General features: G+C 69.6%; 15 protein-coding genes, 1 tRNA gene and 1 pseudogene. 6 read left to right on the top strand and 11 right to left on the bottom strand.

What is annotated here, in order from left to right; all coding sequences use genetic code 11:
• Positions 1–79 precede the first annotated feature (79 nt).
• Positions 80–1,513 (top strand): pyruvate kinase, encoded by a 1,434-nt coding sequence (gene pyk / locus AB0C82_RS18175; RefSeq protein ID WP_362842606.1) that lies wholly within the window; start codon positions 80–82, stop codon positions 1,511–1,513.
• 4 nt (positions 1,514–1,517) lie between these two features.
• Here pyk and AB0C82_RS18170 read toward each other — a convergent pair.
• Positions 1,518–2,274: pseudogene (locus AB0C82_RS18170) on the bottom strand (transcriptional regulator).
• Between the two features lie 108 nt (positions 2,275–2,382).
• Positions 2,383–2,457 (bottom strand) — tRNA-Leu (locus AB0C82_RS18165).
• 95 nt (positions 2,458–2,552) lie between these two features.
• Between AB0C82_RS18165 and AB0C82_RS18160 the strand changes: the two genes are divergently transcribed.
• Positions 2,553–3,209, top strand: coding sequence for a response regulator (locus AB0C82_RS18160; protein ID WP_185301459.1), 657 nt, complete (start codon positions 2,553–2,555; stop codon positions 3,207–3,209).
• A gap of 83 nt (positions 3,210–3,292) precedes the next feature.
• On the opposite strand, the gene AB0C82_RS18155 is transcribed toward AB0C82_RS18160, so the two are convergent.
• The 7 genes from AB0C82_RS18155 to AB0C82_RS18125 all read right to left on the bottom strand — a co-directional run bounded on the left by AB0C82_RS18155 (position 3,293) and on the right by AB0C82_RS18125 (position 12,438).
• On the bottom strand, positions 3,293–4,009 hold the full coding sequence (locus AB0C82_RS18155; RefSeq protein WP_362842604.1) for an ABC transporter ATP-binding protein: 717 nt from the start codon (positions 4,007–4,009) through the stop codon (positions 3,293–3,295).
• The gene (locus AB0C82_RS18150) at positions 4,006–4,986 is read right to left on the bottom strand and encodes an ABC transporter ATP-binding protein (RefSeq protein WP_362843153.1); all 981 of its coding nucleotides are present in this window, start codon (positions 4,984–4,986) and stop codon (positions 4,006–4,008) included. The genes AB0C82_RS18155 and AB0C82_RS18150 overlap by 4 nt, the downstream gene beginning before the upstream one ends.
• Positions 4,987–4,991: 5 nt before the next feature.
• Positions 4,992–6,725: a branched-chain amino acid ABC transporter permease gene (locus AB0C82_RS18145; RefSeq protein ID WP_362842600.1), complete on the bottom strand. Its 1,734-nt coding sequence runs from the start codon at positions 6,723–6,725 to the stop codon at positions 4,992–4,994.
• Between the two features lie 5 nt (positions 6,726–6,730).
• Entirely contained in the window at positions 6,731–7,663 is a 933-nt protein-coding gene (locus AB0C82_RS18140) for a branched-chain amino acid ABC transporter permease (protein WP_362842597.1), read from the bottom strand.
• Positions 7,664–7,765: 102 nt separating this feature from the next.
• A complete protein-coding gene (locus AB0C82_RS18135) occupies positions 7,766–8,998 on the bottom strand; it encodes a branched-chain amino acid ABC transporter substrate-binding protein (RefSeq protein ID WP_362842594.1) in 1,233 nt (410 codons plus the stop codon).
• A 596-nt stretch (positions 8,999–9,594) separates the two neighbouring features.
• The gene (locus tag AB0C82_RS18130; protein WP_362842591.1) at positions 9,595–10,065 is read right to left on the bottom strand and encodes a hotdog fold thioesterase; all 471 of its coding nucleotides are present in this window, start codon (positions 10,063–10,065) and stop codon (positions 9,595–9,597) included.
• A 99-nt stretch (positions 10,066–10,164) separates the two neighbouring features.
• Positions 10,165–12,438 carry an FdhF/YdeP family oxidoreductase gene (locus tag AB0C82_RS18125; protein ID WP_362842588.1) on the bottom strand — a complete coding sequence of 758 codons (2,274 nt, stop codon included), beginning with the start codon at positions 12,436–12,438 and terminating at the stop codon, positions 10,165–10,167.
• Positions 12,439–12,633: 195 nt separating this feature from the next.
• On the opposite strand from AB0C82_RS18125, the gene polA reads away from it, so the two are divergent.
• Positions 12,634–15,345 (top strand): DNA polymerase I, encoded by a 2,712-nt coding sequence (gene polA / locus AB0C82_RS18120; protein WP_362842585.1) that lies wholly within the window; start codon positions 12,634–12,636, stop codon positions 15,343–15,345.
• Between the two features lie 131 nt (positions 15,346–15,476).
• Here polA and AB0C82_RS18115 read toward each other — a convergent pair whose 3' ends face one another.
• On the bottom strand, positions 15,477–16,355 hold the full coding sequence (locus AB0C82_RS18115) for a DUF4184 family protein (protein WP_362842583.1): 879 nt from the start codon (positions 16,353–16,355) through the stop codon (positions 15,477–15,479).
• A 197-nt stretch (positions 16,356–16,552) separates the two neighbouring features.
• Here AB0C82_RS18115 and AB0C82_RS18110 point away from each other — a divergent pair, with 197 nt between their 5' ends.
• From AB0C82_RS18110 to AB0C82_RS18100, 3 genes are all read left to right on the top strand, one after another.
• The gene (locus AB0C82_RS18110) at positions 16,553–18,262 is read left to right on the top strand and encodes a lytic transglycosylase domain-containing protein (protein WP_362842580.1); all 1,710 of its coding nucleotides are present in this window, start codon (positions 16,553–16,555) and stop codon (positions 18,260–18,262) included.
• A 171-nt stretch (positions 18,263–18,433) separates the two neighbouring features.
• Positions 18,434–18,571, top strand: a complete 138-nt coding sequence (locus tag AB0C82_RS18105; protein ID WP_362842577.1) for an SPW_0924 family protein — start codon at positions 18,434–18,436, stop codon at positions 18,569–18,571.
• 47 nt (positions 18,572–18,618) lie between these two features.
• Positions 18,619–19,602 (top strand): DUF3068 domain-containing protein, encoded by a 984-nt coding sequence (locus AB0C82_RS18100; RefSeq protein WP_362842574.1) that lies wholly within the window; start codon positions 18,619–18,621, stop codon positions 19,600–19,602.
• Here AB0C82_RS18100 and hrpB read toward each other — a convergent pair.
• The gene (gene hrpB, locus AB0C82_RS18095) at positions 19,589–22,090 is read right to left on the bottom strand and encodes an ATP-dependent helicase HrpB (protein ID WP_362842571.1); all 2,502 of its coding nucleotides are present in this window, start codon (positions 22,088–22,090) and stop codon (positions 19,589–19,591) included. The two genes, AB0C82_RS18100 and hrpB, sit on opposite strands and share 14 nt — an antisense overlap.

Genomic DNA, 22,090 nt, shown 5'->3' with positions numbered 1-22,090 from the left:
AATAACCCTTCACGCAAAGGTTGTTGAGGAGTCATGCAGAGCCAATTACCTACCCATAGGTAAGGTCTAGGCTCAAACCATGCGCCGAGCAAAAATCGTTTGTACCCTGGGACCCGCAACCGACACATACGACCAGATCAAGGCATTGGTCGAAGCCGGAATGGACATCGCCCGCTTCAACCTCAGCCACGGCACGTACGCGGAACACGAAGCGCGCTACCACCACGTACGCACCGCATCCGACGAAACCGGCCGCAGCGTCGGCATCCTCGCCGACCTTCAAGGCCCGAAGATCCGCCTGGGACGCTTCGCCGAAGGCCCCGTACTCCTTGAACGCGGCGACGACTTCACCATCACCGTCGAACCCATGGAAGGCGACCGCCACACCTGCGGAACCACCTACGACGGCCTCGCCGCCGACGTCACCGCAGGCGAACGCATCCTCGTCGACGACGGCCGCGTCACCCTCGAAGTCACCGAAGTCGACGGACCCCGCGTCCGCACCACCGTCATCGAAGGCGGCATGGTCTCCGACCACAAGGGACTCAACCTCCCCGGCGTCGCCGTCTCCGTCCCCGCCCTCTCCGAAAAGGACATCGACGACCTCCGCTGGGCCCTGCGCACCGGCGCCGACATCATCGCCCTCTCCTTCGTACGCAGCGGACGCGACATCGACGACGTCCACCGCATCATGAAGGAGGAGAACCGCCACCTCCCCGTCATCGCCAAGGTCGAAAAACCCCAGGCGGTCGAGAACATCGACGGCATCGTCGCCGCCTTCGACGGCATCATGGTCGCCCGCGGAGACCTCGGCGTCGAAATGCCCCTGGAACAGGTCCCGATCGTCCAGAAGCGCGCCATCAAACTCGCCAAGCGCAACGCCAAGCCGGTCATCGTCGCCACCCAGATGCTCGACTCGATGATCGACAACTCACGCCCCACCCGCGCCGAGGCCTCCGACGTCGCCAACGCGATCATCGACGGCACGGACGCCGTGATGCTCTCCGGCGAGACCAGCGTCGGCAAGTACCCCGTCGAAACCGTCCGCACGATGTCCCGCATCGTCGAAGCCGCCGAGGAGGACATCCTCGCCAAGGGCCTCCCGCCCCTCACCGACCGCAACAAGCCCCGCACCCAGGGCGGCGCCGTCGCCCGCGCGGCCGCAGAAATGGGCGACTTCCTCGGCGCGAAATTCCTGGTCGCCTTCACCCAGAGCGGCGACACGGTCAAGCGCCTCTCCCGCTACCGCTCCCCGATCCCCCTGCTCGCCTTCACCCCGGACCCGGCCACCCGCTCCCAGCTCACCCTCACCTGGGGCGTGGAAGCCTTCCTGGGCCCGCACGTCGACTCGACGGACGCGATGGTGGCCCAGGTCGACGAGGAACTCCTGCGCATCGGGCGTTGCCGGAAGGGTGACGTGGTGGTGATCACGGCAGGATCCCCGCCCGGGGTGGCCGGCTCGACGAACCTGGTCCGCGTCCACCACATCGGCGAGGACGACAGCCCGAAGTAGGAGCTCAGTATTTCGGCCCGACATGGGCGTCCATCAGCGACACGGACGCCCGTCGGGCGACGGAGATGTTGCGCGAGTTGGAGCGCTTCCACTCCACGCCGACCCGGTCCAGTGTGCCGGTGAACAGCCCCACGATGTCGTCGGACAGGTTGGTGAAGAAGTAGCGCGGGTACTCATAGCGGCGTTGCTTCCCGCCGATGAGCCGGGTGGTCCAGTTGATGACGCGGCAGCCGTCGGAGTGGATCAGTCCCCGGACGAACTCCCAGGGATGCGCATCGACGATCTTCTGTTGCCAGGGTTCGAGAGCGATCTTCCGCTCGTGCTTCTTGCCGGAGCCGTGCTGGGGGAAGAGGCACGGCCAGTGCTTGCTGAAACTCGTGACGTACTGACACCCCTGACTTCGTACCCTGCACACCTTGTTGGACGGTCGAACCTTCCCTACGGCGTCGGCGCAGGCGTCGATGAGACCAGGCCAGGCGTCGGCGCAAGCTATGCGCAGCGAGTACACGCCCCGCCGGGTGGCGCTGATGCAGCCGTCACCGAGGTACAGACCGAGTAAGTAGCTGTAGGCGACGGGATCTTGAGGCGCCACGGGTTTGTCGCAGCATCTGGGGCACGGCGTGGAGCGGTCGAGTGGAGCGATCCGGACCGACCATGAGCGGATCGCGGCACGGGATATGCCGGTCTGCTTACTTACCGAGTTCTGGCTGAAACCCTGATCGAGGAGGGCCAACGCGCTTGCGCGATTCGACGTCGTACATATTGCCGAGCCTGATCGGATCGACCGGTACGGAAGTGAAAACGGCACTGCAGTCACACGATCACGTGAATGCTTGCCGATTCCTTGCAACCTTCGAATCGAAGGAAAGTGCCCCAGGTGGGATTCGAACCCACACTGTCGGCTGTTTGAGAGCCGCCTCTCTAACCAGTTGGAGTACTGGGGCCTTAGAAAGGAAGGGCAACGAGTGCCCTGCGTAGTGACACCATACCGTAGCTAGGTAGGCTCATGGGGAGCCGTATGCCCTGAGCGAGGAGCCCCGTGACCACCCCCGAGTCGCCCCAGCCCGTAGACGCCGTCGACGACGACAAGTCGCACGTCCCGCCGCTGACGACCCGTGTCGTCATCGCCGAGGACGAGGCCCTCATCCGCCTCGACCTCAAAGAGATGCTGGAGGAGGAGGGCTACTCGGTCGTCGGCGAGGCCGGTGACGGGCAGCAGGCCGTCGAGCTCGCCCGGGAGCACAAGCCGGACCTCGTGATCCTCGATGTGAAGATGCCCGTCCTCGACGGGATCTCCGCCGCCGAGAAGATCACGGAGGAGTCCATCGCCCCCGTCCTCATGCTCACCGCGTTCTCGCAGCGCGACCTCGTCGAGCGTGCCCGGGACGCCGGTGCGATGGCGTACCTCGTGAAGCCGTTCAGCAAGAGCGACGTGGTGCCGGCCATCGAGATGGCGGTGTCGCGGTTCGCGGAGCTCAAGGCTCTGGAGGGCGAGGTCGCGGACCTCTCCCAGCGTCTGGAGACCCGGAAGCTGGTCGACCGGGCGAAGAGCATCCTGCAGACGGACTACGGCCTCTCCGAGCCCGCCGCGTTCCGTTGGATCCAGAAGACGTCGATGGACCGCCGGCTCTCCATGCAGCAGCTCGCCGAGGCGCTGATCGAGGACGCCGAGGAGAAGAAGAAGGCGGCCGAGTAGCCCGTACCGGATCCACGTACGAAGGAGGCCCGCACCCCCGGATCGATCGGGGTGCGGGCCTCCTTCGCGTACGCGTGCGGGGGTCAGTCCTCGCCGAGGTACGCCTTGCGGACCGACTCGTCGTGCAGGAGGTCCGACCCGGTGCCTGTGAGGACGATCTTGCCGACCTCCATGACGTGGCCATGGTCCGCGAGGGACAGGGCCGCCTGGGCGTTCTGCTCGACGAGCAGGATCGTGGTGCCCGACGCCTTGAGTTCGACGATGGTCTCCATGATCTTCTGCATCATGATCGGGGAGAGGCCCATGGAGGGCTCGTCGAGCATGAGCAGCTTGGGCTGGGACATGAGGGCGCGTCCCATGGCGAGCATCTGCTGCTCGCCGCCCGAGAGGGTGCCTGCGGCCTGCTTCCGGCGTTCCCCGAGGATGGGGAAGAGGTCGTAGGCGCGCTGGATGTCCTTCTCGATGCCTGCCTTGTCGGTGCGCAGGAACGCGCCGAGCTGGAGGTTCTCCGCGATGGTGAGGCGGGGGAAGATGTGGCGGCCCTCGGGGGAGTGGGCGAGGCCCAGTGCCACGATCTTGTGTGCGGGGATGCCCTGGAGGGGCTTCCCTTCGAAGAGGATCCGGCCGCCTGAGGGCTTGAGGAGCCCGGACAGGGTGCGCAGGGTGGTCGTCTTGCCGGCGCCGTTGGTGCCGATGAGGGTGACGACCTGGCCGGCTTCGACGCTGAAGGAGATGCCCTTTACGGCTTCGATCTTGCCGTAGGCGACCCTGAGGTCCTCGACCTCGAGCAGAGCGGTCACTGGTCTTCTCCTTCCGTGCTGGTGGTGCGCTGCGCTGTGTCCGCCTTGGCCGCCTTGTCGGTCTCGGCCGTGGCGTTCTCGGGCGCTTCGGCCTCCGGTGCGGGGTCGGCTTCGGGGGCCGGCTCCGTCGTGGTGGCTTCGGTTGTGTCCGCTTCGGCCGGGGTCTTCGCCGGCTCGGCGGGGGTGTCGGCCTCGAAGGGGGTGCCGAGGTAGGCGGCGACGACGCGTTCGTCGCCCTGGACGACCGAGGGGGTGCCTTCGACGAGCTTCTCGCCCTGGACGAGGCAGGCGACGCGGTCGCACAGGTTGAAGATGAAGCGCATGTCGTGCTCGATGACGAGTACGGCGATGCCCATGTCCCGGATGGCGAAGATGAGTTCTTCGGTGACGCGGGTTTCCTGCGGGTTCATGCCGGCGGTGGGCTCGTCCAGGAGGAGGAGGCCGGGGTCGCTGGCGAGCGCGCGGGCGATTTCGAGCTTGCGCTGGTCTCCGTAGGGGAGGTTGCGCGCCAGGTTGTCGGCCTTGTCCTGGAGGCCGATGAACTCGAGGAGTTCCATGGCGCGTGCGTGGGACGCTGCTTCGGCGCGCTTGAAGCCGGGGCCGCGTACGAGGGCGGACCAGAGCCCTTCCTTGGTCCTGGTGTGGCGTCCGACGAGCACGTTTTCCAGGACGGACATGTTGGCGAAGAGCCGGATGTTCTGGAAGGTGCGGGCGATGCCTGCCTGGGTGACGAGGTGGGGCTTGGGGGGCAGGACGGTGCCCTTGTAGCTGACCTTGCCCTCGGTGGGGACGTAGAGACCGGTGAGGCAGTTGAAGAAGGTGGTCTTGCCGGCGCCGTTGGGGCCGATGAGTCCGACGATTTCGCCTGCGGAGACGGTGAGGTCCACGGAGCGTACGGCGGTGAGGCCGCCGAAGCGCATGGTGACGCCGCTGGCGTCCAGCACCGGGGTGGTCTCGTTCGTGGTGGTGGTCGTCATGTCGTTCACGCCCCAGCCTTCACGGTGCCGACGCCGGATTCGGGCAACGTGCCCCCGGGTGTGTCGAGTTGGTCGGTCTCGTGGTATTCGAGCTGGGCGCGCCGGTTGGCGATGAGGCCTTCGGGGCGGAAGCGCATCAGCAGGATGAGGGCGAGGCCGAAGCCGAGGAGCTGGTAGTCCTGGAGGAACTGCAGCTTCGCGGGGATCATGTACAGGAGGGTGGCGCCGATCAGGGGTCCGCTGATGGTTCCCATGCCGCCGAGGATGACCGCGGCGAGGAGGAAGGCGGAGTTGGGCGGCACGGGGCCGGCGAAGACGTACATCTCCGGGACGACGGTGCTCTGTACGTGGGCCTGGACGGTGCCGGCGATGCCGGCGAGCGTGGCGCCGAGTGCGAAGGCGATGAGCTTGACGCGGAAGCCGTTGATGCCCATGGCGGTGGCGGCTGTCTCGTCTTCGCGGATGGCGACCCAGGCGCGGCCGATGCGGGAGCTGCCTGCGCGGCTGAAGACGAGGATCACGAAGATCATCGCGAGCAGCATGAGCAGGTAGTAGTTGGCGTAGGCGCCGAGTTCGAAGCCCAGGACGGTGTGGGAGTCGCCGAAGTCGTACCCGAAGAAGTTGAGGTCGGGGACGTTGGGGACGCCGTTGGGGCCGTTGGTGATCTGGGGTCCGGATACGCCGTCGAGGTTGCCGACGGTGATGCGGAAGATCTCGCCGAAGCCGAGGGTGACGATGGCGAGGTAGTCGCCGCGGAGGCGCAGGGTGGGCGCTCCGATGACGACGCCGAAGATCAGGGAGACGGCTGCGCCGGTGAGGACGGATGCCCAGAAGGGGAACTGGACGTCGAACGCGGAGGCGGTTGTTCCGGAGACGAGGGCGGCTGTGTAGGCGCCGACGCCGAGGAAGGCGACGTATCCGAGGTCGAGGAGTCCGGCGAGGCCGACGACGATGTTCAGTCCGAGTGCGACGGTCGCGAAGATGAGGATGTTGACCGCGATGAGGGTGAACTCGTCGGTGTTCTGGGTGAAGGGGAACGCTGCCGCCGCGACGAACGCGGCTGACAGGGCGATGGAGCGGTATTTGGTGGTGAGTGCCGACAGCCGTGCCATGAGCCCTGATTTGAACAGGGCGGTGACGGCGAAGCCGGCGACGATCATGTAGCCGGTGAAGAGTTCGGCGTACGCGGTGTCGATGCCGTAGGTGACGACGAAGAGGCCGATGCCGAAGGCGGCGACGATGATGAGGATCTCGGCCCAGGAGGGGAGGTCCTTGGGCCGGGTGGCCTTGCGGGTGTCGTCGGGGAGCAGGAAGGCCACGAGCGGGATGGCCGAGGCCACGGCTGCGACGAATCCGCCGGGTTCGAGGTTGACGATGCCGCCGAGTTCGACGGTGATGGCGATGACGGTGAACCAGGTGGTTCCGAAGGCGCCGAGTGCCAGGAGCTGGAGTGCTTTGGTGGTGCCCGTGGGGGCGAGCCAGCGCAGGCCGCGGATGTCGAGTGCGGCGAGTGCGTACAGGAGTACGAGGACTCCTGCGACGAGGCTGAGGACCTGGAGGCCGCCGGGGTAGCCGTAGACGGTGAGGTCGCCGGGGAATTCGTCGGTGTAGGTCCAGGACAGGAACGTGGCCGCGAGGGTGGCTGCGCCGCCGAGGGCGGTGAGCCGGCGCAGGCCGGTGGTCCGTGAGGCGGAGTCGGCCGGGGTGGCGGCCGTGATCTGGGTGGTGTCGGTTGTCATGGCTCTCACGCCCGATCCGCGACGCGCTCACCGAGCAGGCCTTGTGGCCTGACGAGGAGGACGACGATGAGAAGTACGAATGCCCATACGTTGGCCCAGGCGCCGCCGCCGAGCTGCTGCATGCCGGGGATCTCTTCGATGTACGCGATGGAGAGGGCTTCCGCGAGGCCGAGGACGACTCCGCCGACCATGGCTCCGTAGATGTTGCCGATGCCTCCGAGGACGGCGGCGGTGAACGCCTTGAGTCCGAGGATGAAGCCCATCTCGAAGTTGATCTGGCCCTTGTCGAGGCCGTAGGCGACTGCGGCGATGGCGGCGAACGCGGCTCCGATGGCGAAGGCCATCACGATGATGCGGTCGGTGTTGATGCCCATGAGCTTGGCCGTGTCGGGGTCCTGTGCGGTGGCCTGCATGGCACGGCCGCTGCGGCTCTTGGCGACGAAGAGGCCGAGGGCGAGCATGCACATGGGGGCGAGGACGAGGACGAAGGCGTCGGCTCGCTGGAGGTACAGGTTGTCGAAGAGCTTGAAGCTTTCCCCTTGGAATTCGGGGAAGCTGCGGGGCTTCTTCGCGTCGGGGTAGAAGCCCCAGATGAGCTGCTGGAGGACGATCGAGAGGCCGATCGCGGTGATGAGGGGGGCGAGCCGGGGGGCTGTTCGCAGGGGTCGGTAGGCGAAGCGTTCCGCGGCTGTGGCTACGGCGACGGAGGCGATTGCGCCGCCGACGATCATGAGGGGAATGGTCACCATCAGCGACGTTCCGGATGGGAGCGCGATGTAGGTGGTGAGGGCGCCGAAGCCCCCGATCATGAATATCTCGCCGTGGGCGAAATTGATGAGCTGGACGATGCCGTACACCATGGTGTACCCGATGGCTATGAGGCCATAGAGTGCGCCGAGGGCGAGGCCGTTGACCAGCTGTTGCGGCAGTTCGTTCACCGCAGTGCCTCCGATGAGCTTGTCGGATATGACACCGCGCGAGGGCGCTGTTTGCGCCCTCGCGCGGCTAAGTGCAGGTTGGGCTAGGGGTTGTGCCGGGGATCAGTCTTCGAACGTGGCGCTCTTGACGTCCTTCCAGGCACCGTTCTTGACCTCGTAGACGGTGAGCTGCTTGTTCGTGGTGTCACCGAACTCGTCGAAGGCGACCTTGCCGGTCACGCCGTCGAAGGAGACCTTGGACATGGCCTCGACGACCTTGGCGCGGGCGTCCTCGGGGAGCTTTCCGTCGTTCTCGGCGACGACGGCCTTGACGGCCTGGATGATGGCCCAGCCGGCGTCGTAGGAGTAACCGCCGTATGCGGCGAACGGGTCCTTGTAGCCCTCGGTCTTGTAGTCCGCGATGAACTTCTTCGCGGTCGGGAGCGCCTCGACCGGGTAGCCGATGGAGGTGGCCAGGTCGGTCTCGTTGGCCTCACCGGACGCGCTGATGAAGGCGGGGTCGTAGATGCCGTCGCCACCCATGGTGGGGATCTTCGCGCCGGTCTTCTTGATCTGGTCGGAGAGCAGGCCGCCCTCGGGGTACTGGCCGCCGAAGTAGACGGAGTCGGCGCCCGAGCTCTTCACCTTGTCGGCGGTGCTGGAGAAGTCGGTCTCCTTGACCGTGACGTGGTCGGTGCCGGCGATCTTGCCGCCGAGGCGCTTGAACTCCGCGGAGAAGATCGCGGCGAGGCCGGCGCCGTAGGTCTGCTTGTCGTCGACGACGTAGACCTTCTTCTTCTTCGCGTCGTTGAAGAGGTACTGGGCGGCGAACTTGCCCTGGACGACGTCGGTGGCGCAGGTGCGGAAGTAGGAGGCGAAGGGGCGCTTGAAGTCGCCCTTGCCCCAGTTGTCGCCCTGGCTGAGTGCCGGGTTGGTGTTGGCCGGGGAGACCTGCACCATCTTGGCCTTGTCGAAGTCACCCTGCATCGACTGGGCGACGCCGGAGTTCAGCGGGCCGACGGCTCCGATGACGTCCTTCATGCCGACGAGCTTGGCGGCGTTGGCCTTGCCGGAGGCGGGGACGGCCTGGTCGTCGAGGGCCTCGATCTTGAACTCGATGCCGGGGACTTCGTTGTTCTTGTTCGCGGTCTTGGCCGCGAGGTCCACGGAGTTCTTGATGCCCTGGCCGAGTGCGGAGAGGGAACCGGTCAGCGGGGCGTCGACTCCGATGACGACGGTGGTCTTGCTGTCACCGTCGCTGCTCTTCTTGTCGTCGTCGCGCGAGCCGCAGGCGGTGAGGGTGAGTGCTCCGGTGGTGAGCACTGCGGTGAGGATGATCAAAGAACGGTGTCGCACGAAAGGTCCTTTCCCTGGCGCGGCCTCCTCTGCATGAGGTGCCGTGGCTTCGCCGGGCCGTACTGGGTTGGTACTAGGCCGTGCAGTAGACACGCCCGGCGGCGCGGTGACTGGCCGTGACTCTATGGGCAGTGCCGGGGGTGCGGGATGGGCAGCGGCAGGATGTGACGCTCTTGTTATGCCCTTGAGGAAGGCTTGAGGTGACTGTGTGGACATGTGCGGCTTTATCGCTTGACGCAGAAGTGACCGCATGCTGAGAACGTGCAGCTCTGCTAAGGCGCTTGAAGTGATCTTGGTGCTGTCGCGCTCGGGGGGTGCCGAGGGGCGCGTTGCAGCTGCCCCCGCGCCCCGGGGGGCGGTCGCCGGGGCGGGCGCCTCATTGCGCGCACGTTACGCAGTGTTACATCGGGAGTAGGTGTACCCGGCCGCTGTCGTACGTGTGAGTGACGAGTTCCTCACGGAACGGGCGCTGTGGTCAAGGGAGTTGGAAGATTCTGCTGGTCAACGGCTCGGCGCCGGCGGGGATATGGGTCTGCCCGGCCGGAATGCGCGTTGCGTTCCGGGCCGGGCAGGCGGGTGTGTGCGGCTGTCGGTGACTATCCGGCGGCGGGGGCCGGGGCGTCTCGGAGCAGGCAGGTGAGGCGAGCGGTACAGACCCGCTTGTCCTGTTCGTCGGTGATGACGATCTCGTACGTGGCGGTGGTGCGGCCGCGGTGTACGGGGGTGGCGACGCCGGTCACGAGTCCGCTGCGCACGCCCCGGTGGTGGGTGCAGTTCAGGTCGACGCCGACCGCGAGCTTGGAGCTGCCGCCGTGGAGCATGGAGCCGATGGAGCCGAGGGTCTCGGCGAGTACGGCGGAGGCGCCGCCGTGGAGGAGTCCGTAGGGCTGGGTGTTGCCCTCGACGGGCATGGTGCCCACGACGCGGTCGGGGGAGGCCTCGACGACGGTGACGCCCATGCGCTCGCCGAGGTGTCCGGCGGAGAAGAGGGCGGGGAGGTCGATGCCGAGTGCGGCGTACTCGGCGATGATCTCCTGGGGGAACGTGGGTGTGGTGTGCTCGCCCATGGGGTCCGGCTCCGATCGTCTGCGCTGACTGATTGCTGTGTGCACTGTTCTTATCAGACCGCTGAGCGAACGCTTAGTGGGTGGCCGCCGCGAGACGGGTCACCGCGTGTTCTCGAAGCGCACGACGACCGACTTGCTGGCCGGGGTGTTGCTGGTGTCGGCGGTGGCGCCGAGCGGGACGAGCACGTTGGTCTCGGGGTAGTAGGCGGCGGCGCAGCCGCGTGCGGTCGGGTAGTGCACGACGCGGAAGCCGGGGGCGCGCCGTTCGACGCCGTCCTTCCACTCGCTGACGAGGTCGGTGTATCCGCCGTCGGTGAGGCCGAGGGCCTCGGCGTCGGCGGGGTTGACCATGACGATGCGGCGGCCGCCCTTGATGCCGCGGTAGCGGTCGTCGAGGCCGTAGATGGTGGTGTTGTACTGGTCGTGCGAGCGAAGGGTCTGCAACAGCAGCCTGCCTTCGGGGAGTTCGGGGTATTCGACGGGGGCCGCGGTGAAGTTGGCCCTGCCCGTTGCGGTGGGGAAGCGGCGTTCGTCGCGCGGTGCGTGGGGGAGTGTGAAGCCGCCGGGTACGGCGACGCGGGCGTTGAAGTCCTCGAAGCCGGGGACGACGCGGGAGATGCGGTCGCGGATCGTGCCGTAGTCCTTCTCGAACTCCTCCCAGTTCGTGGCGGATCCGGTGCCGAGGACGGCGCGTGCCAGCCGGGCGACGATGGCCGGTTCGGAGAGCAGGTGGGGGCTCGCGGGGGTGAGGTTGCCGCGGGAGGCGTGGACCATGCCCATGGAGTCCTCGACCGTCACGAACTGCTTGCCGCCGGCCTGGGTGTCCTTGTCGGTGCGCCCGAGGGTGGGAAGGATCAGGGCGCGGGTGCCGGTGACCGCGTGCGAGCGGTTGAGTTTGGTCGACACGTGCACGGTGAGGCGGGCGCGGCGCATGGCGGCTTCGGTGACGGTGGTGTCGGGTGTCGCGGCGACGAAGTTGCCGCCCATGGCGAAGAAGACCTTGGCGTCGCCGTCGCGCAGGGCCTGGATGGAGCGCACGACGTCGTAGCCGTGGTGGCGCGGCGAGGTGATGCCGAATTCCTTGTCGAGGGCGTCGAGGAAGGCGGTCGAGGGGCGTTCGAAGATGCCCATGGTGCGGTCGCCCTGGACGTTGGAGTGGCCGCGCACGGGGCACACGCCGGCGCCTGGGCGGCCGATGTTGCCGCGCAGCAGGAGGAAGTTGACCACTTCGCGGATGGTGGGCACCGAGTGTTTGTGCTGGGTGAGGCCCATGGCCCAGCAGACGATGGTGCGCTTCGAGGCGAGGACCATGGCGAGGGCCTCCTCGATCGCGGCGCGGTCGAGGCCGGTGGCCGTCAGGGTGCTCTCCCAGTCGGCGGTGCGGGCGGCCTGCGCGAACTCCTCGTACCCGTGGGTGTGTTCGCGTACGAAGGTCTCGTCGACGGCGCCTTCGGTCTCCAGGATCATCTTGTTGAGGAGGCGGAAGAGTGCCTGGTCGCCGCCGAGCCTGATCTGGAGGAACAGGTCGGTGAGGTTGGTGCCCTTGATCATGCCGAGGGGGGTCTGGGGGTTCTTGAACCGCTCCAGGCCGGCTTCGGGCAGCGGGTTCACCGAGATGATCTTCGCGCCGGCGGACTTGGCCTGCTCCAGGGCGGAGAGCATCCGGGGATGGTTCGTGCCCGGGTTCTGTCCGGCGACGATGATCAGGTCGGCGTGGTGGAGGTCCTCCAGGGAGACGCTGCCCTTGCCGATCCCGATCGTCTCGGTGAGTGCGGAGCCGGACGACTCGTGGCACATGTTCGAGCAGTCGGGAAGGTTGTTGGTGCCGAACTCGCGGGCGAAGAGCTGGAGCAGGAACGCGGCCTCGTTGCTGGTGCGGCCGGAGGTGTAGAAGAGGGCCTCGTCGGGGGAGGAGAGTGCCTTCAGCTCCTCGGCGATGACGGCGAAGGCCTTCTCCCAGGGGATGGCTTCGTACCGCTCGGCGCCTTCGGGCAGGTACATCGGCTGGGTGATGCGGCCCTGCTGCCCCAGCCAGTAGCCGCTGCGGGTGGCGAGGTCAGCGACCGGGTGCGCGGCGAAGAAGTCGGGGGTGACGCGGCGCAGTGTCGCCTCCTCGGCGACGGCCTTCGCGCCGTTCTCGCAGAATTCGGCGGTGTGGCGCTTGTCGCCCTCCGGCCAGGCGCAGCCGGGGCAGTCGAAGCCGTCCTTCTGGTTGACCTTGAGGAGCGTCCGCGCGGTGCGGCGCACGCCCATCTGCTGGTGGGCGGCGCGCAGGGTGTGTGCGACGGCGGGCAGTCCGGCCGCCGAGTGCTGGACCGCTTCGACCTGCGGCGCGTCCTGGACCGGGTCACCGGTCGGGGGCCTGGTGGCCATGATGCTCCCCTTTGAGCCTGCGCGGTTCTGCCGAGCCCGCACGGTGGTGCGTGTATGTGGTGTCCACGGGGTCCGTGCCCCGCGGGTGTTCCTGCTCACGATCCTGTCACGCGTCGGCGCCGGGGGCCTTCGCACGGTGGGGTGCGGCGCCGTGCCCGGTCCGGATTGTCAGTGGGCCGTGGCAGGATCGGGGGCGTGGCTGAGACGGCATCGAAGAAGACGGCAGACAACCGACCGCGCCTGCTCCTGATGGACGGGCACTCCCTGGCGTACCGGGCGTTCTTTGCGCTGCCCGCGGAGAATTTCACGACGGGGACGGGGCAGCCGACGAACGCCGTGTACGGCTTCGCGTCGATGCTGGCGAACACGCTGCGCGACGAGGCGCCCACGCACTTCGCGGTGGCGTTCGACGTGTCCCGCAAGACGTGGCGCTCGCAGGAGTTCCCGGAGTACAAGGCGAACCGCTCCAAGACCCCCGACGAGTTCAAGGGGCAGGTCGAGCTGATCGGTGAGCTCCTCGACGCGATGCATGCCGACCGGTTCGCGATCGACGGCTTCGAGGCCGACGACGTCATCGCGACGCTGGCGACGCAGGCGGAGGCGGCGGGCTTCGAGGTGCTGATCGTCACCGGCGACCGGGACTCCTTCCAGCTGATCACGGACAACGTGACGGTGCTGTACCCGACCAAGGGCGTCTCGGAGCTGACGCGCTTCACCCCGGCCAAGGTCGAGGAGAAGTACGGGCTCACGCCTCAGCAGTATCCGGACTTCGCGGCGCTGCGCGGTGACCCGTCGGACAACCTCCCCGGTATCCCGGGCGTGGGGGAGAAGACGGCCGCGAAGTGGATCAACCAGTTCGGTTCGTTCGACGACCTCGTGGCGCGCGCGGACGAGGTCAAGGGCAAGGCGGGCCAGAACTTCCGTGATCATCTCGACGCGGTGAAGATGAACCGCCGGCTGACCGAGATGGTCCGTGACGTGGCGCTGCCGAAGACGCCGCTCGACCTGGAGCGTGCTCCGTACGACCGCACGGCGGTCACCGGGGTGCTGGACGTCCTGGAGATCCGTAACCCGAGCCTGCGCGAGCGGCTGCTGGCCGTGGACCCGGGCGGCGTCGAGGACGAGAGTCCGGTCCCCGCGGCGGGTGTCGAGCTGGACGGCGCGGTGCTGGGCGCGGGCGAGGTGGCCCCCTGGCTGGAGGCCCACGGCGGTCAGACGCTCGGCGTCGCCTCGGTCGACACCTGGGCGCTGGGGACGGGCACGGTCACGGAGGTCGCGCTCGCCGCGGCCGACGGGGCGGCCGCCTGGATCGACCCGGCGCAGCTGGGCGAGGCCGACGAGCAGGCGTTCGCCGCCTGGCTCGCGGACCCGCTGCGGCCGAAGGTCCTGCACAACGCGAAGAGCGCGATGCGGGTCTTCCCGGACCAGGGCTGGCGGATCGAGGGCGTCGCGATGGACACCGCGCTCGCCGCGTACCTGGTCAAGCCGGGGCGTCGTTCCTTCGCGCTGGACGCGCTGGCCGTGGAGTACCTCGGCCGCGAGCTCGCCCCCGCGGCGGCGGGGGACGGGCAGCTGGCCTTCGGGGCGGACGACCAGGCCGAGGCCGACGCGCTGATGGCGCAGGCCCGCGCGATCCTCGACCTCGGTGACGCGTTCACGACGCGGCTGAAGGAGGTCGGCGCCCTTGAGCTGCTGCACGACATGGAGCTGCCCACCTCGATCCTCCTGGCCCGGCTGGAGCGGCACGGCATCGCCGCCGACCGCGCTCATCTGGAAGGCATGGAGCAGCAGTTCGCCGGTGCTGTGCAGCAGGCGGTGAAGGAGGCGCACGCCGCGGTGGGCCGCGAGTTCAACCTCGGTTCGCCCAAGCAGCTCCAGGAGGTCCTCTTCGGTGAGCTGGGCCTGCCGAAGACGAAGAAGACGAAGACCGGTTTCACGACGGACGCCGACGCCCTTGCCTGGCTCGCGGCGCAGACCGAGCACGAGCTGCCCGTCATCATGCTGCGCCACCGCGAGCAGGCGAAGCTCAGGGTCACGGTCGAGGGCCTCGTCAAGACGATCGCGGCGGACGGCCGCATCCACACGACGTTCAACCAGACGGTCGCGGCGACCGGCCGGCTCTCCTCCACCGACCCGAACCTGCAGAACATCCCGGTCCGTACGGACGAGGGCCGGGCGATCCGCCGCGGGTTCGTCGTCGGTGAGGGCTTCGAGTCGCTGATGACGGCCGACTACAGCCAGATCGAACTGCGGGTGATGGCCCACCTCTCGGAGGACGCGGGCCTGATCGAGGCGTTCACCTCCGGGGAGGACCTGCACACCACGGTCGCCTCGCAGGTGTTCGGTGTCGGCAAGTCGTCCGTCGACGCCGAGATGCGCCGCAAGATCAAGGCCATGTCGTACGGACTGGCCTACGGGCTCTCCGCGTTCGGTCTCTCCCAGCAGCTGAACATCGAGGCCGGTGAGGCACGCGGTCTGATGGACACCTACTTCGAGCGCTTCGGCGGAGTCCGTGACTATCTGCACCGTGTCGTGGAGGAGGCCAGGGCCACCGGTTACACGGAGACGGTCTTCGGCCGCCGCCGCTACCTCCCCGACCTCAACAGCGACAACCGCCAGCGTCGTGAGACGGCCGAGCGGATGGCGCTCAACGCCCCGATCCAGGGGACGGCCGCCGACATCGTCAAGGTCGCGATGCTGCACGTGGACCGGGCGCTGACCGAAGCGAAGCTGGAGTCGCGGATGCTGCTCCAGGTCCACGACGAAATCGTCCTGGAGATCGCCACGGGCGAGCGCGAGCGGGTCGAGGAGATCCTGCGCCACGAGATGTCGACGGCGGTGGAGCTGCGCGCCCCGCTGGACGTCTCCGTCGGCGTGGGTCCTGACTGGGAGTCCGCCGCGCACTGAGGCAGGAGACGAGACGGGTTGCGGCGCGCTCCCGGGGCGTGGCCCTGCGGGCCCGGTAGCCGGGACGCGCCGCACCGGTCACGTCCGGCCGGTTCAGCGGGTCCGGGAGGCGCAGTGCGGTCCCGGTCGATTCAGCGCCGTCCCGGGCGGGAGCGTTCCGTGGGGCCGGTGCTCGGCGCCCGCCCGGGGCCGGTCCCCGCTCCGGTGCGTCCGTCGCTCCGCAGCCGCATCCCCACCCCGTACAGCACGAGTCCGGCCGCAAGCCCGGCCCCGGCGCCGAAGCAGGCCGTCGGGATGATGTCCAGGGGCGTGGAGACCTGCCCGAAGTAGGCGTACCAGCGCGCGCAGCGGTGGATGACGCCGAGGAGCACGCAGAGGGCCAGCAGCCCGCACGCCCACCGGCGCTCGCGCCGGCCGAGCGCGGGGACGGAGTCCGGCACCGGGACCGTGCCGGTGCGCCGCAGTGCCGACACCGTGAACCAGACGATGCCCGTCAGCGCCACCGCCGAACTGCCGTACTGCACGAACTGGTAGGCGGGGAAGCCCGCCACGCTCGTGTTGAGGGCAGGGACGAGTTCCGTTCCCCACCGGTCGTGATGGGTGAACGCGTCCCAGCCGACATGGGTGGCAGCCCCGATGGCGGCGGAGAGTGCGAACCGGAGGGCCTCCGGCGGCCTCGGCCGGCCGGGCTCCCGCGACCGCCCCCGCAGGAACGCGTACACCTGCCCCTGCCGGCGGGTGGGCAGCAGCGCCACCAGCGGCTCACGCAGCAGCAGCCACAACGCCACCAGCATCGCGGCGATCAGGACGTCCACGGTGAACACGCCCCATACGGCGTGCGTCACTTGGCCGAATTCCATCGCCCCCGGGATCGCGGTGTCCGCGAAGTAGGTCATATCGGGTGCGAACGAACCGGCGACGAGGGCCGAGGCGATGAGCGGTCCACGTCCGCTCCCCGTCCTGCGGATCCCCGGCAGCACGGCGGCGGCATGGCTGAGCGTGAAGGGCATGGCGGCAAGTATGAGCGAGCCGTCGGGGCGCCCTGTACCGCGCTCGGGCCATGCCGTACAACTTGCTGGCGGGAACGTGAAAATACGGTAAGAACCGGTCAACGCACGGTGTCCGGGCGGCAGGAGTTGTCGTAGGGTCGCCTGAACTCTCGCGCTGGGGAGCGTGAGCAGCCGTCGATGGGGAGGGACCAGAACGTATGGCAGCGCAATTCGGCCGCCGACTGCGCAGGGGGGCCACCACCACAGCGGTGGCCGCGGCTGCTGTGGCAGCCCTCACCGCCTCGCAGGGTCCCGGCTCACCATCGGCCGACGGTGCCGGAGGCGGAGACCACAAGACAGCCGGTTCCTCGTCGTCCGGTGACGGCGCCGCCACGGGCAACTCGCCCTACTTCACGGACCTGCCGCCGCTCACCACGCCCGACAAGCCCGGTACGTCGGTGAATCTGCCGGTCACCGGCAGCGCCGAAGCGGGGATACCGGCCTCGATCCTGGCCGCGTACAAGAAGGCCGAGCAGTCCGTCGCCGGGAGCGACGCCGCCTGCCGCCTGCCGTGGCAGCTCCTCGCCGCGATCGGCAAGGTCGAGTCCGGCCAGGCCCGCGGCGGCCGTGTCGACGCGAACGGCACCACCTTCTCCCCGATCCTCGGACCGGCCCTGAACGGCCAGGGCTTCGCCCTGATCAAGGACACCGACGACGGAGCCTTCGACGGCGACGCCACTCACGACCGCGCGGTCGGCCCCATGCAGTTCATCCCCTCCACCTGGGCGACCTGGGGCCAGGACGGCAACAGTGACGGCCGTGAGGACCCCAACAACATCTACGACGCCGCACTCGCGGCCGGGCTCTACCTCTGCGCCGGTCCCCGCGACCTGTCGGTCGCCACGGACCTCGACCGGGCGGTACTGAGCTACAACCAGTCGCGCGAGTACCTGCGGACGGTGCGCTCCTGGTTCGACTACTACAAGCGCGGCACCCACGAGGTTCCCGACGGCACCGGAGTCCTGCCGGCCGGTCCCCGTGGCGGAAGTGGCGGAAGTGGCGGCAACGGTGGGGGCTCGGCGAGCCCTTCGCCCACGCCGCCCGCCTCCGGCGGTGGCGGGGGTACGTCTCCGGGCAAGACGCCGCCCGCGGCCGACGGTCCGGCCACCCCGTCACCGACGCCGCCCTCCACCACTCCGCCCACCACTCCGCCCCCCACCACCCCGCCGGTCACCCCCAGTCCCACGCCGCTTCCGCGGCTCGGCAGCCTGGAGAACGCCGGCACCGGCCCGCTGAGGGCCACGGCGGGCCAGGCGTTCGGCGAGCGGGTCAGCGTGCGGGCCAGGAGCACCCTCGGCGCTCCGCTCGCCAAGGCCTCCGTGACCTTCACCATCACCGGCGACACCGACACGCGCTTCTCCGGCGGGCTGACCGCCGTCACCCTGCGCACCGCGGCCGACGGCACGGTCACCTCACCGGTGCTGCAAGCGGGCGAGAAGACCGGCGAGTTCAAGGTGACGGCCGTCGCGGGCACCACAAACCCGCGCACGCTGACCTACGGCGCGACCGTCACCGCCCGCCAGGCCGACGCCATCGCCAGGACCGGGGACGCGGCCGTGACGGCCGCCGCCGGCGCCGTGTTCGAAGCCGTCCAGGTCAAGGCGACCTACAAGGGCGCGGCTGCCGCGGGCGTCGCGGTCACCGCCACGATGATCACCAGTGCCGAGCAGCCGGCCGCGAACGACAAGGGCCCGTACTTCGAGGGCGCGGACGGCGCTCCCGTACGCACCCTCACGGGGCTCACGACCGGTGCCGACGGCCTCCTGACGCTCCCGGCGATCCACGCCGACAGCACCCCGGGCACGTACACGCTGCGCCTCACCACCGAGGGCGGCGCCACGCTCGACATCGTGCTCACGGTGTCCTGACCGCAGCCCGTCCGGGCATCACGGCACCCAGCCGCCTCCGCGCCCTCACCGGGCGCGGGGGCGGTTCTGCTTGTGTCCCCTTCGCGCCCGCGTGTTCTCATCTCGCGCCTCTGTTGCTACGGTGCCCAACCCTGACGCCCCATCAGATCCGTACTCCCGGGAGGCCGAGCCATGCGTGCCCTCGTAGCCGCCGCCATCGGACTGGCCGCGGCCCTCGCGCTCGTTCTCACCGTCACCGCGATCGGAGCACCGCCCGGCGAGACCTCGCCCGAACCCCTGCTGACCACCGTCCCGGGCCCCAAGAAGTAGCGAGCCGCGGGCCGCGTCCGGGCTGCACACAGAGGGAGGACACCACCATGCGCCGCCGAGCCGGCCTCGTACTCCTGGCCTTCGCCGTCTTCTTCGCCGCCATGTCACCGCTGCTGCGCTGGTACGCCTTTCCGAGGCTGGCGAAGGTCCCGCCGAGCCAGTACCAGGAGATGGTCCTGGAGGCGAAGCCCGCCACCCTCCTCGACTACGCCACCCTCAGGTCCGAGGAGGTCGAGAAGGTCACCATCGTGCAGACCCTCAAGGGCAACGTGGAGGAGTCCGAGCGGATCGAGCGCAGCGCCGGACGCGATGTGGTCGTCTGGGACTCGCTCTCCTACATCGAGGGCCCCGACGGCAAGATGGTCTCCCAGATCCCCGAGCGCTACATCTTCGACGCCCACAGCCAGGCCCCCGTCCACGCGACCGGTGAAATGGTCGACGGAGATCCGGTCCGACGCGAGGGCATCGAGTACAAGTGGCCGTTCCTCACCGAGAAACGTGACTACGAGTACTTCGACGCCCAGAGCCGTACGACCTCGCCCATCCACTACAAGGGCACCCGCACGTTCCGCGGCATGGACGTCTACTACTTCGAGCAGACCATCCCGTGGACCCGGGTGCCGATGCCGAAGAAGATGCCCATCGAGGGCGTCACCGCGGCGCAGGTGGCCGAGACGGGCATGACCCGCTGGTACACCACCAAGCGGATGTTCTGGGTCGACCCGGTCACCGGAGCACCCGTCAACGGCGAGGAGATCCACCGCGAGGAGCTGCGCGACGCGAAGAAGATGGGCATGTCGCAGGACACCGTCACCGCGTTCGCCGGGCACGTGAAGATGCGCGAGGACTACATCGTGGACACCGTCGAGCTGGTGAAGTCCCAGCGCGTCCTGATCCTCCTGCTGACCTCGTACCTGCCCTGGGGCTTCCTGGTCCTGGCCGCCGGACTCCTGGCGCTCGCCCTCTGGCTCGAGGCCCGCTCCCGCCGCACCGGCGCACCCTCGCCGGGGCCGGAGGCTACTCCCGCCTGAGCCGCGCCGACGTGAAACGGGTCGCCTCGACCGTGGTCGGGTCCTCGGGCCACGGATGCTTCGGATACCGGCCGCGCAGCTCGGCCCGCACCGCCTTGTAGCCCTCGCGCCAGAACGACGCCAGATCCGCCGTCACCGCCGCCGGACGCCCGGCGGGGGACAGGAGGTGGACCAGTACGGGCACCCCGGCGACCCTGGGCGTCTCCCGCAGTCCGAACAGTTCCTGGAGCTTCACCGCGAGTACGGGCTGCGCCCCGCCGTACTCCACCCGGATACGGGACCCGCTCGGCACCTCGATGCGCTCGGGTGCCAGTACGTCGAGCCGGGCCGCCTCGCCCGTCGCCCACGGCAGCAGCCGCCGCACGGCCTGACCGGCATCGATCCGCGCCAGGTCCGAACGGCGCCGCGCCCGCGACAGCTCGGGTTCGAGCCACTCCTCGGTGCGGGCCAGCAGGGCCTCGTCCGCCACGTCGGGCCACGGCGCCCCCAGTTCCTGGTGCAGGAAGGCGAGCCGGGACCGCAGCTGCTCGCTGTCCCGGGTCCACCGCAGCAGCCCGGTCCCTTCGCGCCGCAGGCCCTCCACCAGCGCCCCGCGCACCAGCTCCGGCTTCGGCTGCTTCAGCGCGCGCACCGACAGCTCGACGGCCCCCAGCCGCTCCACGGAACGGGCCACGACATCGCCGTCCACCCAGCGGACCTCCTCGCCCGAGAACCGAAGGTGCCCGGCCGCCAGCCGTGCGGTGTCCTCGTCGACGACGGCCGCCAGCCGTACGCGGGCGGACGCCGAGTGCGCCGGCCGGTCCGCGACCGCGACCGCCAGCCAGGGCGCGCTGCGGAGCCGCGAACCCGCCCCGAGCTCCGCCCCCGTCCCCGACGCCATGAGGAACGCTCCCTCACCCCGCGCCCGCGCCACCCGCTCCGGGAATGCCAGGGCCGCGACCAGGCCGACCGCGGCGTCGTCGGATCCATGGCCCTCCCCCTTGGGTGACCCCAGGGAGGACGACAGCCGCCGCACCTCCTGCCGCCAGCGCGCCGCATAGCCGTCCTGTCCCCGCCGCGCGGTACGCAGCGCCGCCGCCAGGTCGTCCCCGTACTCCCGGGGCGGCTCCTCGCTCAGCAGCGCCACCACCTCGGCCGCCCGCCGCCCGCCCACCTCCGCCGCGCCGTCCAGCAGGGCCCGTGCCAGCCGGGGGTGCAGGCCCAGCCGGGACATGCGTACGCCCCGGTCCGTCACCCGCCCCGCGGCGTCCACGGCGCCCACCGCCGTCAGCACCTCCCGGGCCGCGCCCATCGCCCCGGCGGGCGGCGGATCGAGCAGCGCGAGCCCCGAGGCGTCCGGATCTCCCCAGCACGCCGCCTGCAACGCGAACGCCGCGAGGTCGGCGACCTTGATCTCCGGCGAAGGGAACCGCGCGAGCCGGCCGTCCTCCGCCTGCTCCCAGCACCGGTACACGGCGCCCGGGGCCTCGCGCCCGGCCCGCCCCGCCCGCTGCCGTCCCGCCGCCTGCGAGGCCCGTACGGTCGTCAGGGCGCTCAGGCCCCGCGCATGGTCCGTACGGGGCTCCCTGGCAAGGCCCGAGTCGACGACGACGCGTACCCCCGGCACCGTCAGCGACGACTCGGCGACGGATGTCGCCAGCACCACCCGCCGCACGCCGGACGAGCCGGCCAGCACCGCGTCCTGCACGGCGGCCGGAGCCCGCCCGTGCACCTGGAGCACCTCGGCGGCCACCCCGCCGAGCTGCCCGGCGACCCGCCCGATCTCCCCGACCCCGGGCAGGAAACACAGCACGTCCCCGTCCCGCTCCGCGAGCGCCCGGCGTACCACCGACGCGACATGCGTCAGCAGCGCCGGATCGACCCTCATCCCGTGCGGCGGCCTCACCGGCCGGGCGGGCGGCGCCCACACGACCTCGACCGGGTGCGACACGCCGTGGGCCTCCACGACCGGGGCGTCGCCCAGCAGCCGCGCCCAGCCCTGCGCGTCCGTCGTCGCCGACGCGGCCACGAGCCGCAGATCCGGGCGCAGCGCGGCCCGTACGTCGAGCAGGAACGCGGCGACCGTGTCCGCGTCAAGGTGCCGCTCGTGGCACTCGTCGATGATCACCACATCGGTCCCGGCGAGCTCCTGGTCGCGCTGGAGCCGCTGGAGGAGCACCCCCGTGGTGACGACCTCCACCACCGTGTCGCGCCCCACCACCCGCTCCCCGCGGACCGTGAACCCCACCCGGCCGCCCGGCTGCTCCCCGAGCAGCCAGGCCATCCGCCGTGCCGCCGCCCGTGCAGCGATCCGCCGGGGTTCCGCGACCACGACCCGCCGCGCCGGTCCCGGACCGGTCAGCCCGGCCAGGACCAGCGGGACGAGGGTCGTCTTGCCGGTGCCGGGCGGCGCGCAGAGCACGGCGACGCCCCGCTCGTCGAGGGCCCGCTCCAGGGCGGGCACGGCGGTGCGTACGGGCAGCTGGTCCAGCGCGTCGGTACGGATCAC

It is taken from the genome of Streptomyces sp. NPDC048560 (genome assembly GCF_040650955.1).
GTDB lineage: Bacteria > Actinomycetota > Actinomycetes > Streptomycetales > Streptomycetaceae > Streptomyces.
Note: the sequence above shows the minus strand (reverse complement) of the source record. Positions and strands in the feature narration are given on the sequence as shown.

What these genes read in the sequence shown, in the direction of transcription:
- pyk (WP_362842606.1), top strand. Translation starts at nt 80, where the DNA reads ATGCGCCGAGCAAAAATCGTTTGTACCCTGGGACCCGCAACCGACACA.
- AB0C82_RS18150 (WP_362843153.1), bottom strand. Translation starts at nt 4,986, where the DNA reads ATGACGACCACCACCACGAACGAGACCACCCCGGTGCTGGACGCCAGC.
- AB0C82_RS18145 (WP_362842600.1), bottom strand. Translation starts at nt 6,725, where the DNA reads ATGACAACCGACACCACCCAGATCACGGCCGCCACCCCGGCCGACTCC.
- AB0C82_RS18130 (WP_362842591.1), bottom strand. Translation starts at nt 10,065, where the DNA reads ATGGGCGAGCACACCACACCCACGTTCCCCCAGGAGATCATCGCCGAG.
- AB0C82_RS18125 (WP_362842588.1), bottom strand. Translation starts at nt 12,438, where the DNA reads ATGGCCACCAGGCCCCCGACCGGTGACCCGGTCCAGGACGCGCCGCAG.
- AB0C82_RS18115 (WP_362842583.1), bottom strand. Translation starts at nt 16,355, where the DNA reads ATGCCCTTCACGCTCAGCCATGCCGCCGCCGTGCTGCCGGGGATCCGC.
- AB0C82_RS18110 (WP_362842580.1), top strand. Translation starts at nt 16,553, where the DNA reads ATGGCAGCGCAATTCGGCCGCCGACTGCGCAGGGGGGCCACCACCACA.
- AB0C82_RS18105 (WP_362842577.1), top strand. Translation starts at nt 18,434, where the DNA reads ATGCGTGCCCTCGTAGCCGCCGCCATCGGACTGGCCGCGGCCCTCGCG.
- AB0C82_RS18100 (WP_362842574.1), top strand. Translation starts at nt 18,619, where the DNA reads ATGCGCCGCCGAGCCGGCCTCGTACTCCTGGCCTTCGCCGTCTTCTTC.